General features: G+C 42.1%; 13 protein-coding genes and 1 riboswitch. Of the genes, 10 read left to right on the forward strand and 3 right to left on the reverse strand.

Annotation, left to right across the window (positions count from 1 at the left end):
• Window positions 1–6: 6 nt before the first annotated feature.
• Complete coding sequence (locus IJT21_04905) at window positions 7–1,317, reverse strand: glycine/sarcosine/betaine reductase component B subunit (GenBank protein MBQ7577594.1); 1,311 nt, start codon at window positions 1,315–1,317, stop codon at window positions 7–9.
• A gap of 1,082 nt (window positions 1,318–2,399) precedes the next feature.
• Between IJT21_04905 and IJT21_04910 the strand changes: the two genes are divergently transcribed.
• The 10 genes from IJT21_04910 to grdB all read left to right on the forward strand — a co-directional run bounded on the left by IJT21_04910 (window position 2,400) and on the right by grdB (window position 15,995).
• Window positions 2,400–6,833: a hypothetical protein gene (locus tag IJT21_04910; protein ID MBQ7577595.1), complete on the forward strand. Its 4,434-nt coding sequence runs from the start codon at window positions 2,400–2,402 to the stop codon at window positions 6,831–6,833.
• Between the two features lie 350 nt (window positions 6,834–7,183).
• Window positions 7,184–7,522 carry a thioredoxin gene (locus IJT21_04915; GenBank protein ID MBQ7577596.1) on the forward strand — a complete coding sequence of 113 codons (339 nt, stop codon included), beginning with the start codon at window positions 7,184–7,186 and terminating at the stop codon, window positions 7,520–7,522.
• Between the two features lie 90 nt (window positions 7,523–7,612).
• A complete protein-coding gene (locus IJT21_04920; GenBank protein ID MBQ7577597.1) occupies window positions 7,613–8,089 on the forward strand; it encodes a glycine/sarcosine/betaine reductase complex selenoprotein A in 477 nt (158 codons plus the stop codon).
• A 72-nt stretch (window positions 8,090–8,161) separates the two neighbouring features.
• Window positions 8,162–9,706 (forward strand): glycine reductase, encoded by a 1,545-nt coding sequence (locus tag IJT21_04925; protein ID MBQ7577598.1) that lies wholly within the window; start codon window positions 8,162–8,164, stop codon window positions 9,704–9,706.
• A gap of 4 nt (window positions 9,707–9,710) precedes the next feature.
• Window positions 9,711–10,859: a glycine reductase gene (locus tag IJT21_04930; GenBank protein MBQ7577599.1), complete on the forward strand. Its 1,149-nt coding sequence runs from the start codon at window positions 9,711–9,713 to the stop codon at window positions 10,857–10,859.
• A 3-nt stretch (window positions 10,860–10,862) separates the two neighbouring features.
• The gene (locus tag IJT21_04935) at window positions 10,863–11,084 is read left to right on the forward strand and encodes a DUF3343 domain-containing protein (GenBank protein MBQ7577600.1); all 222 of its coding nucleotides are present in this window, start codon (window positions 10,863–10,865) and stop codon (window positions 11,082–11,084) included.
• A 185-nt stretch (window positions 11,085–11,269) separates the two neighbouring features.
• Window positions 11,270–12,679 carry a sodium:alanine symporter family protein gene (locus IJT21_04940; GenBank protein MBQ7577601.1) on the forward strand — a complete coding sequence of 470 codons (1,410 nt, stop codon included), beginning with the start codon at window positions 11,270–11,272 and terminating at the stop codon, window positions 12,677–12,679.
• Window positions 12,680–12,800: 121 nt separating this feature from the next.
• Window positions 12,801–12,890: riboswitch (glycine riboswitch) on the forward strand.
• Between the two features lie 60 nt (window positions 12,891–12,950).
• A complete protein-coding gene (locus IJT21_04945; GenBank protein MBQ7577602.1) occupies window positions 12,951–13,379 on the forward strand; it encodes a GrdX family protein in 429 nt (142 codons plus the stop codon).
• The gene (locus IJT21_04950; protein ID MBQ7577603.1) at window positions 13,380–14,672 is read left to right on the forward strand and encodes a glycine/sarcosine/betaine reductase component B subunit; all 1,293 of its coding nucleotides are present in this window, start codon (window positions 13,380–13,382) and stop codon (window positions 14,670–14,672) included.
• Between the two features lie 18 nt (window positions 14,673–14,690).
• A complete protein-coding gene (gene grdB, locus IJT21_04955) occupies window positions 14,691–15,995 on the forward strand; it encodes a glycine reductase complex selenoprotein B (GenBank protein MBQ7577604.1) in 1,305 nt (434 codons plus the stop codon).
• A 54-nt stretch (window positions 15,996–16,049) separates the two neighbouring features.
• Here the strand turns inward: grdB and IJT21_04960 are convergent, their stop codons facing one another.
• The gene (locus IJT21_04960) at window positions 16,050–16,508 is read right to left on the reverse strand and encodes a hypothetical protein (protein MBQ7577605.1); all 459 of its coding nucleotides are present in this window, start codon (window positions 16,506–16,508) and stop codon (window positions 16,050–16,052) included.
• A gap of 11 nt (window positions 16,509–16,519) precedes the next feature.
• Complete coding sequence (locus tag IJT21_04965; protein MBQ7577606.1) at window positions 16,520–17,335, reverse strand: EFR1 family ferrodoxin; 816 nt, start codon at window positions 17,333–17,335, stop codon at window positions 16,520–16,522.
• Window positions 17,336–17,368 lie beyond the last annotated feature (33 nt).

Here is a 17,368-nt window from a genome sequence, read left to right on the forward strand (position 1 = left end):
TTTTAATTAGAAATCTGCACACGTTCTGCGGGAATAGCCGCTGATGTGGTTTGCACAGAACATGCCGTTATTTTCCATTACAAACGATCCGTCCGGTTTAATGCAGCCTTCCCAGCCGCCTGAATTTCCGTCGCGTGCAAGTGCTTCAAGCTCGCCGATTACTTCCATACCTGCGGGAAATTCGTACATTTGCGAAACGTTGCCGGTTGTTACAAGCGCATTTGTTGCAGGATTCATTGACACTAACGGTTGTGAAGCTCCGTCGCGTCCGGTGCATTCGTCAGAGAGTCCGACCGTCTTAATTCCGAGTCTCTCAAGCTCTACCATCATGGCAGTATAATCAACGTCGGGATTTCCGTAGCCTTCTTCAACGACAACTGCTGCTACTGCGCCTAAACTTGTTGCGATCTGTCCGGCCATTTTTACGCAGCGGACTTTCTCGTCCATTTTTACATTAAGGGTTGACATAAGAACGCCCAAGAAATTAATTGTTTTTCCGTGCTGCTCATATAATTTCTTGATCATTGGATTGACTGCAAATTCATACGTAGAAATTTTTGATGATGTCGGCATAAATGAACCTGACACCATGCAGCCGTCTAATAATTCATTCGGGTGCATAAAGGTCGGCAAAATGTGATTTGCGTCCCAGCCATATATTAACGTATTGTAGCCCATTGTCTCCATTTGACTCTGCGGCTGTAAAACATAGAGAACACCGGGAAGTTTCTTTACTTCTTCGCTTCTTTCAGGGATTGAAGGCAGGTCATAGACTTCGATATTTTCGGGCTCTAAATCTTTTACGCACTGTCCGATATATTCAGCGAGTCTCATTCCAGCCCAGCGGAGAGCATGATTTTTCTTCTGCTGTTCGTGTCTCTCAAAATCTTCGTCAGTATCAGCAACTAATACTAGATTCGGCATATCTCCAAAAATTGTATGATGCTGATATTTTCCGCCCATCGCGATAACTCCGTCTTGGAAACCGCCCGCGTGTTCACCGACTACTATTAATGAGCAGTCCTGCAAACAATGTGTTCTGCCTGAGCCTGCTACTTCCATTTCTGACAGGACACCGGGAAAAATTCCATGTCCGCCCGAAACTTTGCAGCGCATTTCGACAGCTTCTTTGACCGGGCATAATATAACATTGTCGCCGGGGTGTACGATTTTGAGATCTGCCGTAGTGATGTGCTCGTCCTCTTTCACAACGTTTAAAAGCTCGTCTTTATTTAGCGTCAAGACTCCGGCCTCGTAAAAAGTTTTGCCGCCGAATTTAATATCCTTGACGTGGAATGCTCCTATTTCAAGTCTCATTATTGAATTTCACATCCTATAAAATTTTAGCTCGTTCACGCAAAAAGCACGTGAAAATTTTCCTTGACTCTGAATTTATCCGCGAGTAACAATGCACACGCGAAACAATTAGAATCCCCTTCGCAAAAAGTAAGATGCTTTATAGAACATGGAATATTGAATTTATCAGCTTGTGAAAAATTTTATTGTAACCGCCTTCATAAAGCTATAACAAAATTTATTATGGAAAATGTACGTTATATTTTAGTTATTCACACTCAAATAATTTTATGCTGTTGATGTGAAAAAATTTGCACTCTAAAAATTTTCTATGTCTCGTGATAATTTGTGATGACTGAAAAAATTTAATGTTCTTGTAGTTGCAAATGTAGTTGTAAAAAACTTTCTCTCACGCATTTAATTTGTATATTGGAATCTTGCAAATATTATAGCATTAATGAGTCAAATATATACAACTTTCCAGCCGGGGCCGGTTGTGTGTTAATTCCCGTTGATCATGGCATAATCGCGTGTGAAATAATTTTTTGCGCGAACATTCAAAAGTTTTTACTGCTATTATAGTGAAAACACCTTAAAAGCTACAACTTTCCAGTCAGGGCCGTTTGCGCGTTAATAGCTGCTCCCGTTGCTCATAGCATAATCACGTATGAAATAATTTCTTGCGCGAATATTCAAAAGTTTTTACTGCTGTTATAGTGAAGCTACAACTTTCCAGCACGGGGCCGGTTGTGTGTTAATAGCTGCTCCCGTTAATCATAGCATATCACGAAATAATTTTTTGCGCGAACATGCAAAAGTTTTTACTGCTGTTATAGTGAAGCTACAACTTTCCAGCCGGGGCCGTTTGCGCGTTAATGAGTGCTTTTGTTGGTCATAGCATATCACGTATGAAATAATTTCTTGCGCAAACATTCAAAAGTTTTTACTGCTATTATAGTGTGCTGACTATAATTTGCGATAAAAAAATATTTGCACCATAACACAAAAAATCTCGTAATAAACTGCAGCTGAAAATATAATTGTAAAATCTCTATTGTTCATGTTATTATGTCAAATATATTACAAATTAAGGAGGTTATTAATTGATGAAGTACAAAATTTTATGTTTATCATTAATTGCTGTGCTTATTCTCGGTTGTCAGGCGCAGGCAGTCAACGTTAAGGGCAGAGCAATAAGCACGATTTCTGACATTTTAAGCTACGCACGGGGACTCGGCAATGTATCAGCAGGAGATACACATCTCGAAATTGAGAAGTCTTCATTAATGCGCCTGCTTGATAATGGACAGCTTAATTTACGATACAACATAGGCAGCAGTAACAATGATTTATCGCTGGGAAAAATAAAAGACTATTCGACAAACTTTACAAATTTTGAAGGCGGACTCCTCACAGCATTAGCTCGAACAACTTTTAACAATAATAAAATTATAATCGCCTCATCAAGAAATATGACAGAGTCAAATTCTAACTGGTTCTATGATTTATATTTCACAGCAGTAAATAATGACTCTGACGGTAAAATCTCACAGTCCCGCTTTGGTGCATGGCGTTACAGCGGCAATAATTCAGGCTACGTTAAGGACATCAAAACGGGAATATTCGTTGAAGGCTTTGACGGTGAAATTATAATTACTTCAACAATGGAAGTTACTAACGATAATATAGCTAAACCTGTGAAATTCAGCGATAAAAAAGTTACTGCAAAATTTGATTTCTGGGCGTTATTTGCTAATGAGTCCGGCGATGTCCAGTATAAGAAACTCGATAATTTGACTCAGACAAAAGACGGCTTTACTGCTGCGGCCCTGCATGGAATTAAAAGCGTCTCTAACGGCGATTGGAACAAAGTTAATAATCTCGACAGCACAACCGCTTCACCCTATATCGCAATAAAAACTGTAACAGGAGATTTCAATCATGACGGCTACAATAACGAAATTGCAGTAATGACCGCTGATAGATGGGGGATTAATTTATTTGTCTATCAGATAACATACGAGAATAATAATTTTGTTATAAGGACAATGAAGGACTTAGGCAGAATTAATTCATACAGTGATAATGCTGCATTTAATGACTGCTTTAACGGTTCAACCACAATGATCGGAGGAGATATTGTAACAGGAGATTTTGACGGAGACGGCGAGACTGAATTTATAGCACTCTTTCAGGTAGATCCTTCGCCGCAATCTTCTATTCCTACTCTCAAAGCTGTAAAATATAAATGGAATAATAATAAGGGAGATTTTGATACTTCCGTATTTGAGCATAATTTTGCTTTCTCATATAGACATCCGGTAGCTACTAGTAATTCTTTCGGTTATGAACAAAGTACGTCAGGTCTATGGGGAGGCTTGAAGGCTGCAGCACTTGATATTGACGGAGACGGAACAGACGAGATAGCTTTTACCGCCTTTGAATGGGAACAAACTGACAGAGGTATCGCAACAAATATATATCTCAATAAAAAATTTGAAACTTTATTTGAATGGAAAGCAAATTTAGTGTATAAAGCACGTCCCTGTGTTATGCTCTTGAAGACGAATACAGGAAATTTCAGCTATATTTTACGCGGCGACTTTATAGTAAATATGACTTTCGAGACTTCTGGCTCAGATATGGCCCGCGAATATGAGGCACGCAAATACAGCTATAACGTTCAAAATTATATGCTTTCACCGATTACACAAAATGATTATATTTACGCGCTAGTAGATCATGAATTAGCAATTGCAGCGGGGTCTTTCTTGGGTCGAATCGGTTCAATGAAAGAATGTGATGATCTCGCGGTTCGTACTTATGACGGAAAAATTATAATCTTCAAGAGTAACGGCTCAACTTTAGAGAATGCATATACTTTTGACGCCGGCGGAAATTCGGCACTAATTGCGGCAGATTTTACAAATGAGGGACTCGAACTCGGCAGACCTGAACGCATAATAACTGAGAATGATAGAAGCTATACTACAGTTCTTCAAGGAATCCCCTATCACGTTGACACAATATCAGCCGACGGAAAATCTATAACAGCTGAACCCGTAAATTTCTCGTACACAAATGGCAGCAAAGTCGAATACGCAACAAGCAGCAATACATCCGACAAAAAAAATACTAAATTCAATATGAGCAGCACTGTAGAAACTATTTTTGCAATAGACAGCGACATGACACGCAATGTAGTGGGCGGCCTGAAAACTGTTACTAATCTTTATGGAACTGTTAAGACTATTGCAGGAATGATTCCGGGTACTGCTTCTTATATTAAGGCCATCGACGGCACAGCGGGAACGGCTTTAAATTTCCTCAATAAACTCACTGACAAAGTAGAAAATGTAACTCAGGGCTATGATAACGAAATTGAAGATAAAGAAGTATTCCAATCAACTTTTTCCGATAGATTTGACGTAATTGCATATGTTCACGCGAATCAATATACATGGCGTTATCCTATTTTGAAGCCGGGTGCTTATTTCGGAACAGCAAGCGAGGATTTAAAATATTTAGCAAAGCAGGATTTCGTAACATTCAGCATGTACGATGATACAAATACGGATCATTTCTCGAATAATATCGCCTATCAGCCGACTCATGAGAACGGAAATTTATTCTCATATCCTGCTGCTATAGCTAACATCGAGAATTATAATTCAAGACAGGCGGATTTAAGCGAAATCGTCGGCGTTCAGTTCGGAATACCAATGACTATGGGATTCACAAAAGTTAATACAAGCGAACACGAAGAGACATCATCAACAAAAGTAACAACCGGTTATTTATCGCAAGTTGCTTCACTCGTTGACAGCCTGTTTAACACGAACATAGCGAAAGTTCCAAAGGCTTCAACCGGACCGACCTTCACAAAGAGAACGAGCAGTCAAGAAAAATTTACGATTAATTTTACAAATGCTGACGGTGCGCGGCTTCTCAATAATTACAGAGTACAGGCTCAAGCGTTCATTGCTGATAACGGGGCTTTAACCTGCGGATTTGCCGTGAATCAATTTAATGAATATGCCGACTTGTTCAATTCTAGCAGCTTATATAAAAATTTTCCTGATCCATCGTTCGTGCTGCCTAATAAATTTGTGCTGAAAAATGCTTCTCTCCTTATTCCCGAATTTGGAGCCAATACAGCGCGTGAAATTGCTATGGAAATGCGCGGAGTGAGAATTTATGCGCTTGACTTCAACATGTTCACGACAAATAGACTCCTGCAAAACGCAAGATATAGAATTGACGTACCCTTATACAATGCGAGCTTCAAGCCTGCTGATAATGTGAAAGTTGATTTATACTGGGTCAAGGACAGGACAGAGTCAGCACTCGCAGACAAAATTTTTATAGCATCAGCAGTTGTAAATATGACTGGCTGGTCTGACACGGGAAATAATAAGGCGTGGGCAAGTTTTAATTTCACACCTTCAAATATTCCCATAAACAATGTCGGCGAACATTATCAATTCTACGCAGTTATTGACCCTGATAATGCTATTAATGAAGTTCACGAGAAACGGGACTTAACAACGGACTCAGGCGGAAATAATGAGGGCTACTTTGAGTTTTCTGTTGAGGGCATAGAAAGCGCAATGACTACGAGAGCAGCAAAAGACGCAGTAAGAATCGCAGCAAGCAATAACGATTTCAATTTTCCTGATATTACCTACAGCGGCTATGAAAGCTGGAAAGATTTTTACAATGCGAAAATAGCTGACACCGACGGCCCTGTTTCGCTTGATGTTGTTATCAGTAATAATTCTAGTTATACATTGCCGGATGTTGAAATTAAAGCTGCATACGTTGATCCGGAAATTTGGAAGAATGAACAGATAATCCCTTCTGCAGTGTTCGGACATTCATTTACTTTATTTCCGTATGAAAAATATAAATTCAGCGTTGTAATTGATGATGCTTTTGCTGATGAAATGAGGAGAGTCGGCGAGACAAATACATTTTGTTCGTATACTATGTTCTGGCTTAATGATATTTTATCGCGTGATATTCTTGAGGGGGACTCTGATCCTGCACTTGAAGTCTACACCAGCGGCGCAGACACAAAATCGGAAGATGTAATTTATTATTGCGATACAGTAATAACGGAAAATTACACGCTTTCAAGTGATACTGCGATATACTGGCGGATAAACAGTGTCTCTGAACTCATCAACAGTGCAGAGTCCTCAAGCAATGATATTTACGTTTTGCCGGTAAATGTAACGAGTCAAGATTTTAATATAACAATGAATCCGAAAGACTCAGAGACGGCCAAGACAAATAAATTTGACGTAACAATAAGCACTATACCTGATGTGACACCGGCGGCAAAGTATTCATTTATTGTCGAAATTTCAGAGGACGGCGAGAACTGGGAAATTTATGACTTCTTAACCCTTGAGGCAGCTAGCAGCAAATTAACTAGTTACGGCGGTTCAGGCGGAGGCGGCTGCAATTCGGGATTATCGTTTGTTGTGTCAAGTCTTGTCTTAGGAGCGTTATTTATCAGACGCAGGGCATAAAAATTTATTTGTTGATATCCTCGCAGCTTTTATTGTTGCGGGGAATTTTTTTTGTGAGCGAAAAACTTTTCTATGAAGGCGCCGCCCATTAATTTGGGTGGGTGGGTGGGCAGAACGAATTGTAAGGGGTCAATATCTCCATTGCGCTGTTACGGAAATATTAGCATTTGCTGCGGCCAACGAGCTGGCACCGGTTCAAAAAATGTTTTGCCTTTGACGTTGCATTTATTGTTTTGATTCATATAACGCAAATAATTATCGCGAAAACGAAATAATTACGTATTGACTAAATCACTTTGCTTGTAAGAAAATAATTAGTCATGAAATAAACAGGAGGTGAAATAACAAAAATGGCAATAACTGAGATCACAAAAGAAAACTTTGAGGCCGAATTTAAAAATAGCCCTCTCCCTGCAGTACTCGACTTCTGGGGGCCAAAGTGCGGGCCTTGTATGGCGTTAATGCCGAAGTATCACGAACTCGCAGATAATCCTAAATATGAAGGTAAATTCAAATTCTGTTCGGTCGATACATCAAAGAACCGCCGAGTCTCAATGATGGTGCGTCCTGCAGTAATGGCCCAGCCTACGTTTTTATTCTTTAAAGACGGTCAGGAGGTCGCAAGAATCAGCGGCGACGGAACTACAATCGAGGAAATAACGGCAAAAGTTGACGAGCTTTGCGCATAAGGTAATTTGCATTGACTTAATTTTATGGAATTGAATTAACAGCTTAGACATTAACAAATTTTAAAATCTAAAGAAGGGAAGGTGTCAAACATGGGTAAACTTGCAGGAAAAAAATTGTTGCTTCTCGGTGAACGTGATGGCGTGCCCGGTCCTGCAATGGAAGCATGTTTGAAGGATAGCGGCGCAGAGATTATTTTCTCGGCGACCGAGTGTTTTGTCTGAACAGCCGCAGGTGCGATGGACTTGCAGAACCAGCAGAGAGTTAAAGACGCTGGAGAAAAGTATGGTACTGACTGTGTAGTAATTCTTGGCAGCTCTGACGCAGAAGGAGCAGAAATTTACGCCGAGACAGTTACAGCAGGCGATCCGACTTATGCAGGACCACTCGCCGGAGTCTCGTTGGGACTCCCCGTATATCACGTATTTGACCCTGTAATTAGAGCTGAATGCGACCCCGCGGCTTGGGAAGAACAGATCAGCATGATGGAAATGGTACTCGATCCCGACGCATTAACCGAAGCAGTTAAAGGAATGCGCGAACAGTACAGCCAAAACGTTATTGAATAAGCATTCATAAATATAACAGCCCGGGGAATATCACAATCTCCGGGCATTTTTTATAAACGGAGAGAAAATATTATGTCTAAAGTAGGAATTAAGAGTTATTCATATTGTCTCAACCACGCGCCCGAAACTGGCAGCCACTACGGCGGAACACCTTGGGAAGCATACCAGAGCGGTAAAGAGCAGGAATATCTTGACGCACTCCCCAAATTTTTGCAGAGCTACGATCATGCGCTCCACTATGCACCGAATCAGACTTATATCGGCGGAATCTCTTATGAAGAGTTCGAGGCAATGCCAACACCTTGGACAGCTAATTTATTGCCCGACGATAAAGCAAAACGCTACGGAAAATTTGGCGAAATTATGCCTGAAGATGAGTTCTTAGGGCTTATTTCTGCGTGTGATGAGTTCGAGCTTGTGTGGCTTGAAAAAAGTTTTGCAGAGTCAGTCAGTCAAAAATTAGCACAAGATCCCGTCATTACTGAATCAATCGTGAAAAGAGTCGTACGTCCTAAAAATATGCAGGAGCTCGCTGACATTGAGAAAGAAGTTGCAGAACGCGGCGCACTCCCTCTCTATCATGATAATAAAGTCGTCGGCTGCATCAGAATGGGACATCCTACAGATCATTGCTTGACTGCTCATGTATTAATGGAAAATTTAGCGGGTAAGGCTTCCGGCGTGCTTGCATTATTGCATTTGCTCAAGAATAGCGGGTTAGACCCGAAAGATTTAGATTTCGTCATTGAGTGTTCAGAAGAAGGAGCTGGCGATGTCGGACAACGTGCGGGCGGAAATTTTGCGAAGGCTATTGCAGAAGTTGCCGGGTGCGTGAATGCGTCGGGCTGTGATGTTCGAGGTTTCTGCGCTGGTCCCGTCAATGCGATGATTAACGCTGCTGCACAAGTTGCTTCAGGTGCAAGAAAAAATATTGCTGTCGTTGCAGGCGGTTCAATTCCAAAACATTACATGAACTCACGAGATCACGTCAAGAAAAATTTATTAGCTCTTGAAGATTGCGTCGGAAGTTTCGCGGTCTTAATAGTTCCTGATGACGGCACAAACCCTGTAATGCGTCTTGATGTTCTCGGAAAACACACAGTCGCAGCAGGTGGAGCACCTCAGGCCGTAACAAGTGCTTTGACGTTTGAGCCTCTTACAGCTGCAGGGTTGACTTTTGCGGACGTTGACAGATATGCGCCGGAATTGCAGAATCACGAAATCACAGAACCAGCCGGAGCCGGTAACGTTCCTCTTGCAAATATAAAGATGATCGCTGCTCTTGCCGTAATGAAGAAGGCCATCGAGAAACCAGACATGATGAATTTCATCAAGCAGCACGGTACAATCGGTTATGCACACACACAAGGACATATCCCCGCAGGAGTTCCATTTATCGGGCCGGCATGTGAATTAATCAAAGAAGGCAAGATCAAACGCGCAATGATTATCGGTAAAGGCAGCTTATTCCTCGCGAGATTAACAAACTTGGCCGACGGTGCGTCATTCCTGATTGAAGCTCCTTCACCAGTTGAAAGCGCAGCAACTATCAGCAAAGACGACATCAAAGCAGTTATCCTTGAGGCTTTAAGCGAGATCGCCGGAAAGTTGAGTTAATGCCATGTCAGACGCAATAAAAAAATTAGTCGGTGAGGCTTTATCCGAAATTATAGAGACTGCTAAAACCGGCGGAAAAAAAATTAAAGTCGGACTCATGGCTTCAGGCAGTGAGCACGGAGCAGAGGAAATCGCAAAGGGTGCAAGACTCGCGCTTCAGAACTCTAGCAATGTTATCCCCGTCTTAATCGGCCCGAAAGTTAAAGGCTATGAGGATTTAGAATATATTGAGTGTGAGGAGTCAGAGATTCCCGCAAAATTAGAAGAGTGCGTAAAAAATGGCGTTGTCCCCGGTGCTGTTGCTATGCATTTCCCGTTTCCGTTAGGTGTTACTACAATTGGAAGAGTCTTCACGCCAGGCAGGGGCCGTCCGATGATTCTTGCGTCAACAACTGGGACATCTTCAACGGTCAGAGGCGAAGCAATGTTACGCAATGCAATTTACGGAATCGCGGTCGCAAAGTCTCTCGGAATAAATAATCCTACAGTCGGCATATTGAACGTTGATACAGCACAACCGGTCTTCAGGGCATTAACTCACATGGCCGAACGCGGTTATAATATCACTTTCGGGACTTCAACGCGTGCTGACGGAGGCTCAGTTTTGCGCGGAAATGACATTTTATCGGGAGCTGTTGATATTTGCGTAACTGATACTTTAACGGGCAACGTTCTTGTAAAAATGTTCTCGTCATTCACAACCGGCGGATCTTATGAGGCTTCGGGCTGGGGTTATGGTCCTTCATGCGGTGAAGGCTGGAAAAATGTAGTCTCGATTGTCTCTCGTGCGTCGGGTGCTCCTGTTATTGCGAATGCTTTATCGTTTACTGCAAGTGTTATCGCCGGAAATTTGCCGGAAAAAGTTGCTGACGAGTTAAAAGCTGCTCGCAAGGCCGGACTTGATGAAGAAATTGAGTCATTAACTCCCAAAGCAGCACAGGCAGAAGAAGACGTTAAAGCACCTCCCGCAGAACCAACTGATGACGAATTACACGGGATCGATGTATTAGAGATCGACAACGCAGTAAAAGTTTTATGGAAAGCAGGAATCTACGCAGAGAGCGCAATGGGCTGCACCGGACCAGTTATCAAGATGCCCGCTAAACATATGAACAAAGCTGCTGAATTATTGAAGACTAACGGGTATTTGTAAATCGTGAGTTGCTTAGCGACATTCAAGACTACAAGTGCTGCTTTAATGTTTGAGAGGACGTGCAGGGCTTCAGGCATTCAAGCAAGAATCGCACCCGTTCCGAGAAAGTTATCATCAAGCTGCGGGCTTGCGTGTGAGTTCCCTTGTGATAAACGCGTTGAAGTCGAAGAGATTGCAAACGGGAAAAAAATTCAGGTCGCAGGCTATTACGATATAGAAGAGTGATATAATAATCGTATCATGACAATAAAAAATTTCGTATATTTAATGTGAACTTGAAAAAATAATTTATCCCGGTTCGGGGTCAAGCAATTCACTACATATTTAGAAAGAGGGACTCAGGAGCAGAAATAAGCCCCTGAGTTTTTTATTGTCAAAATATTTCTAATTTCAAGGAGGTTTATTTACAGATGGACGAGCTATTAAAACTCGTAGTTGATGCAAATAGTTTCTTGTGGGGAGTCAGTTTTCTTATTCCGTTATTATGCGGTACGGGATTATTTTTCACGCTGAGACTCGGATTTGTCCAGATTACAAAATTTGGTACGGCCTGCAAAAAATTATTTGGTAATTTCTCGTTGTTCGGTGAGGCAGCGGGCGCACACGGTATGTCATCATTTCAAGCACTCGCAACGGCAATAGCAGCACAGGTCGGAACGGGAAATTTAGCGGGAGCAATGACAGCTCTTGTATCAGGAGGCCCCGGCGCAATTTTCTGGATGTGGGTAGCAGCATTTTTCGGTATGGCTACAAATTTTGCAGAAGCCTGTCTCGCGCAAGTATACAAGGAAAAAGACGAAACAGGCCAAGTCGTAGGAGGGCCGGCTTACTATATTTCGAGAGGATTGGGCAATAATCTTATCTCAAAATTTTTAGCGGCCTTCTTTGCGGTTTCTATAATATTAGCTTTGGGCTTTATGGGCAATATGGTGCAGGCTAATTCAATCGGTAACGCATTTAATGATGCATTCGGAGTAGATACGAAAATTGTAGGTGCAGTTCTTGCAATTTTGGCGGGATTAATCTTTATCGGCGGAGTCAAGAGAATCGCGTCAGTAACTGAAAAATTAGTTCCTCTCATGGCAATTCTTTATGTAGCTGTCGGTATAGTATTAATTGTTATGAATGCTCATCATTTGCCGGCGGTCTTCGCAGAAATTTTCTCGTGTGCCTTTGCTCCTCGTGCAGTCTGGGGAGGTATGGCCGGTGTTGCAGTCGCTCAAGCAGCAAGATACGGAATCGCACGCGGTTTATTCTCAAATGAGGCCGGTATGGGTTCGACACCTCACGCCCACGCAGTAGCAAATGTAAATCATCCTGTCGAGCAAGGAGTCTTAGGAATTATCGCAGTCTTCATTGATACATTTGTTGTGCTGAATATCACAGTTTTTACAGTTATGTCATCGGGAGTGCTTGATAACAATTTTATAAATGGTCAAGCAAAGTTAAAGGGTATCGAATTAGTTCAAGCTGCATTCTCGAATCACTTTTTGGGAACTTATGGAGCACCTTTTATCGCCGTCTGTCTGTTATTCTTTGCGTTCTCTACGATTATAGGCTGGTACTATTTCGGAGCGAGCAATATTCGTTATTTGTTCGGTGCAAAAGCCTTATTGCCGTATAGAGTTCTTGTGATGGTGTTTATTTTCACTGGAAGCGTGTTAAAAATTGATTTGGTCTGGGAGCTTTCCGACTTCTTTAACGGGATAATGGTAATTCCGAACTTAATCGCTATTTTATTACTTAGCGGCAAAGTAGCAAAACTCTTGAAGGAATACAACGAGGGCATTGCTTACGATCCTAATAATTATTTGAAGTAATCTGCGCCGGTGAATCATGATATTAGCTTGCAAAAACTTTATGAACGTAATAACAAAAATTAGTAATTTACGCGTTGACGGCAATTTTTCAGCAAGTATAATATTTTGTGTTCATCATAATATTTCGCCTGCAAGAGAGAGTCTCACACACGAGACCGCCGAAGGGGCAAGCACGCACGAAACTCTCAGGCAAAAGAATTGCAAGCGATTCAACGACTCTGAAGCTAAATTTTGCAACAGATGCTAATTAACATCAGAGGGAGGGCGAAAAATGTTTATGCTTATTAGCAACAACGAAGACCTTTGCAATCACGTCAAATCCAGCAAATTTATAGAAGGCTCTGCGCTTGATGTGTTGATTCATGTGCGTGGGTTTGTGCATTTAGGCAGCATTTTATTGACTCATCCTCTTTGCGGGAATCTCAGGCCCTATCAGCAGCCATTCAGATCCGTAATAATAGATTCAAAAAATGGGCTTGTAGATTTGGAGTCCCTCTCACTTATAGAAGACGCTGTACACGTTTATGAGTCCTGCAAGTTGATAAATGTTAATGAGCTTGACGAGTTAAAGCGCGTTGATTATGCCTATATCGACTATGAATTGATGAGGGAAAGTCTAGAGCGGTACAGATTGATTAATCGTGAATCAAGTCTTGCGCCTGCTCCGTTATTGTTACAAAATTTAAAGGAGGGTTTATAGTTGAAACTCGAGTTACACAGACTCAATGTAAAGGGTCTCAAGTTCGGCGACAAAACCGGCTTTGCTGACGGAGTATTGACAGTCAACAAGGCTGAATTACTCGCGCTGATTTCAGAAGATGAATTACTCGGCAAGAATCTCGATGTAGATTTAGCTATGCCCGGTGAAAGTGTGCGGGTTATGCCCGTTAAAGACGTAATCGAACCGAGATTTAAACTTGAGGGCAAAGGCCAAGTATTTCCCGGAATGATAAGCGATGTTGAAACAGTCGGCGAGGGAAAAACTTTAGTATTAACAGGCTGTGCAGTTCTCACGACAGGAAAGCTCGTAAGATTTCAAGAGGGCATTATTGACATGTCCGGGCCGGGAGCAGATTACACGCCTTATTCTAAAACCTGCAATGTTGCGCTAGTTCTTGAACCTTCAGATCCTAACATGGACAAGCACGACTATGAAGCAGCTTGCAGAACAGCAGGACTCAAAGCAGCAAAATATCTCGCTGAAGCCTGCAAAGATGTGAAAGCTGACACAATCGAGTCATATGAATTTGCAAATATCCGCGAGGCAATGAACGCTTATCCCGAATTACCAAAGGTCGGCTATTTATATATGCTTCAGACTCAAGGCTTATTGCATGACACTTATTTATACGGCGTTGACGTCAAGAAAATTTTGCCGACGATTATATCTCCTCTTGAAGTTATGGACGGTGCTATTGTGTCAGGAAATTGCGTTAGTGCCTGCGATAAGAATAACACTTACTCTCACCAGAATAACCCCGTTATCGCTGACATGTTAAAGCGTCATGGCAAAGACTTTAATTTTGCGGCCGTTATCGTTACAAATGAAAATGTTACTCTTGCAGACAAGCGCAGAAGCTCAAGTTATGCGACAAAATTAGCTGCTATGCTCGGTCTTGACGGACTTGTAATAACTGAAGAGGGATTCGGCAATCCTGACGCAGATTTAATCATGAACTGCTGGAAAGCTGAAAGATTAGGCATTAAGACAGCACTATTAACTGACGAGTACGCCGGCCAAGATGGTGCAAGCCAGTCATTAGCTGACTCATGTCCTGAGGGTGACGCGTGTGTAACTGCAGGAAACGCAAATGAAGTTATTACACTTCCTGCAATGCAAAAAGTTATAGGTTATGCAGAAGAAGCTAATGTAATCGCAGGAGGCTGGAACGGCTCACTTGCTGAAGACGGCACAATCACTGTAGAACTTCAGGCAATAACCGGCGCAACAAGTGAATTAGGTTACACGAAACTTGGAGCTTACACGCTTTAATTTCAGGAGGTGAGAAGAATGGCATATAAAGTTATACACTACATAAATCAATTTTATGCGAACATCGGCGGTGAAGAGAAAGCAGACTACAAGCCCGAAATCAGAGAAGGGGTCGTCGGTCCCGGCATGGCGTTTAAAGGCGCGTTCAAGGGTGAGGCGGAAATCGTTGCTACAGTGATTTGCGGAGATTCTTATTTTGCGTCGAACATGGACGAGGCAACAAAAACTATTCTCGACATGATTCGCAAATATGAACCTGATGCATTTATCGCGGGGCCTGCGTTTAATGCCGGACGTTACGGGACTGCATGCGGTGCTATGTGTGCTGCTGTTGCGAAAGAATTTAATATCCCAGTAATCAGCGGTATGTATCCCGAAAATCCCGGCGTTGAGATGTACAAAAAATTTGCGTGGGTCATTGAGACTCCTGATAACGCCGTCGGAATGAGAAAAGCTGTCCCTGCAATGGCAAAATTAGCGTTGAAGCTCTTAAAAGGTGAACCAATCGGCAAACCATCAGAAGAAGGCTACATTGAACGCGGCATCCGTAAAAATATGTTCTACGAGAAATTAGCTGCTGAACGTTGCGTTGATATGTTTGTCGCAAAATTAAAGGGTGAGCCTTTCGAGACTGAATACAAAATGCCCGTCTTTGATAGAGTTGACCCTCAGCCAGCAGTAAAAGATCTTGCACACGCGACAATAGCTCTTGTTACGTCAGGCGGAATTTGCCCGAAAGGTAACCCGGATCATATCGAGGCTTCAAGCGCAAGTAAATTCGGCGAATATGACATTACCGGCGTGAATGACTTGACGAGCGAAACATATTGCACAGCTCACGGAGGTTATGACGCTACATATGCAGATCAGGACGCAGATAGAGTTTTGCCGGTTGACGTTTTGCGCGATTTAGAACGTGAAGGCGTTATCGGAAAATTACACACGAAATTTTATGCGACCGTCGGTAATGGAACAAGCGTCGGCAATGCTAAAAAGTTTGGTGCTGAAATAGTAAATAGACTCGTTCGTGATGGAGTAACAGCAGTAATTCTTACTTCAACCTGAGGAACCTGTACGCGTTGCGGTGCAACGATGGTCAAAGAAATTGAGCGCAAATTACCCGTTGTCCATATGTGTACGATAGTCCCGATCTCGCAGACAGTCGGCGCAAATAGAATCGTCCCGACAATAGCAATTCCACACCCGCTGGGAGATCCGACAAAGACTCCGGAAGAAGAAAAAGTTTTACGCCGTAAATTAGTTGAGCGCGCGTTAAAAGCTCTTCAGACGGACATTACAGAACAAACAGTCTTTACTGAATAAATAATAAAACCGGGAGGCGTTGTGCTTCCCGGCTATTTTTTTGCGTAAAATTAATTACAGCTGCGAATAATACCAATTTTCTTTGCCGATTTTCTCAATTAGTTCGAGTTGCTCTTCGGCCCAGTACATGTCGTCTTCTTCGTCTTTGTAATAGTCCTTGAGAATGTCAAAAGTTGTGTAATCGCTTCTTGACTCCTCGACTAAACCGGCAAGCCACGCAAGACCATCTTTAGAGACCTGCAAATCATATTTCACAAAGTCAATAGGATCCTTGCAAATGGGAGCTTCTTTCTTGGCCTCAAGTTTTAATTCTCCGCCTAAATCAATAATTCTATCTGCGCATTTTGTTACATAACCGCGTTCTTCTTTTGCGTGTTCTGCGTACTTGTCAGCTAACTTGCTGAACCCCTGAGCCGCGAAAACTCTTGATTGTAATTCGTGGCCGTCTGCCTGTTGTGCTAAGTCCGTTACGATAATTTGTAAACCTGCTAAAATTTTTGCTTTGTCTGACATGATTTAACCTCCTAGAAAAATATTTCCGGCTCTAAGCGTTTTTGTGCAGCTTGGCCGAATGATGTCATTATATCAGCGATTTGTTGACTTGTTGATTTTATTGCGTGCATGGGACAACGATTTATGCAACCCCAGCAGCCTATACATTTATCGAGATCGAAAATTTTTGCGTCTATATTTATTGCGTCAACGGGGCAATTTCTGACACAACGTCCGCACTTAATGCAAGCGTTAGAAATTTCCTTTGCTTTACATTCTTTAGGGAGTGAGTAAGGCTCGTCCCTGTGAGTCTCTCGATAGGCTATAACTTGATTTCCCAGTTCCCACGATGACCAGTTAGTTTTTGGCTGATTATGAAGTGTAATATCTCCTGATAAAATTTTCTCGTAGGCTTTACGGCCAAATTCATGCATAATTTCTTTATCGTGTGAGTCCGGCCGGCCCTCTGCGATTGATTCATTCATTGAATGACGCGAAATAAAAGCTCCCATTGCTGAGACTTTGAAGCCGCTTTTTTCCGCACGTTCGAGCATTTCTGTTAAAGCAATCCCGTAATAACCGTTGCCGTAAGAAATCACACCGATAAAAGGCGTGTTGTCGGCCTCCAAGCAATTAAATATTTCATCAGAGAGAGTGAATAATTTTCCTGCGGTAATGCTGCCAAATATCACAATGTCATTAGGAGTAAATTTATATTTTTTCTGACGGCTTGCAGGAGTTAGCAAATTATGAGTCTCAACGGGCAAATTTTTAAACTCTGACGCAATTTCCTTCACAATTTTTTCTGTTGAACCGCTCGGACTGAAATAAACTAAATGCAGCGTCATGAAATTTTCACCTCTTGTCAATTACGTCAAAAA

It is taken from the genome of Synergistaceae bacterium (assembly GCA_017443945.1).
In the GTDB taxonomy this organism is placed as follows: domain Bacteria; phylum Synergistota; class Synergistia; order Synergistales; family Aminobacteriaceae; genus JAFUXM01.

What these genes read in the sequence shown, in the direction of transcription:
- IJT21_04905 (MBQ7577594.1), bottom strand. Translation starts at nt 1,317, where the DNA reads ATGAGACTTGAAATAGGAGCATTCCACGTCAAGGATATTAAATTCGGC.
- IJT21_04915 (MBQ7577596.1), top strand. Translation starts at nt 7,184, where the DNA reads ATGGCAATAACTGAGATCACAAAAGAAAACTTTGAGGCCGAATTTAAA.
- IJT21_04925 (MBQ7577598.1), top strand. Translation starts at nt 8,162, where the DNA reads ATGTCTAAAGTAGGAATTAAGAGTTATTCATATTGTCTCAACCACGCG.
- IJT21_04930 (MBQ7577599.1), top strand. Translation starts at nt 9,711, where the DNA reads ATGTCAGACGCAATAAAAAAATTAGTCGGTGAGGCTTTATCCGAAATT.
- IJT21_04940 (MBQ7577601.1), top strand. Translation starts at nt 11,270, where the DNA reads ATGGACGAGCTATTAAAACTCGTAGTTGATGCAAATAGTTTCTTGTGG.
- IJT21_04945 (MBQ7577602.1), top strand. Translation starts at nt 12,951, where the DNA reads ATGTTTATGCTTATTAGCAACAACGAAGACCTTTGCAATCACGTCAAA.
- IJT21_04960 (MBQ7577605.1), bottom strand. Translation starts at nt 16,508, where the DNA reads ATGTCAGACAAAGCAAAAATTTTAGCAGGTTTACAAATTATCGTAACG.
- IJT21_04965 (MBQ7577606.1), bottom strand. Translation starts at nt 17,335, where the DNA reads ATGACGCTGCATTTAGTTTATTTCAGTCCGAGCGGTTCAACAGAAAAA.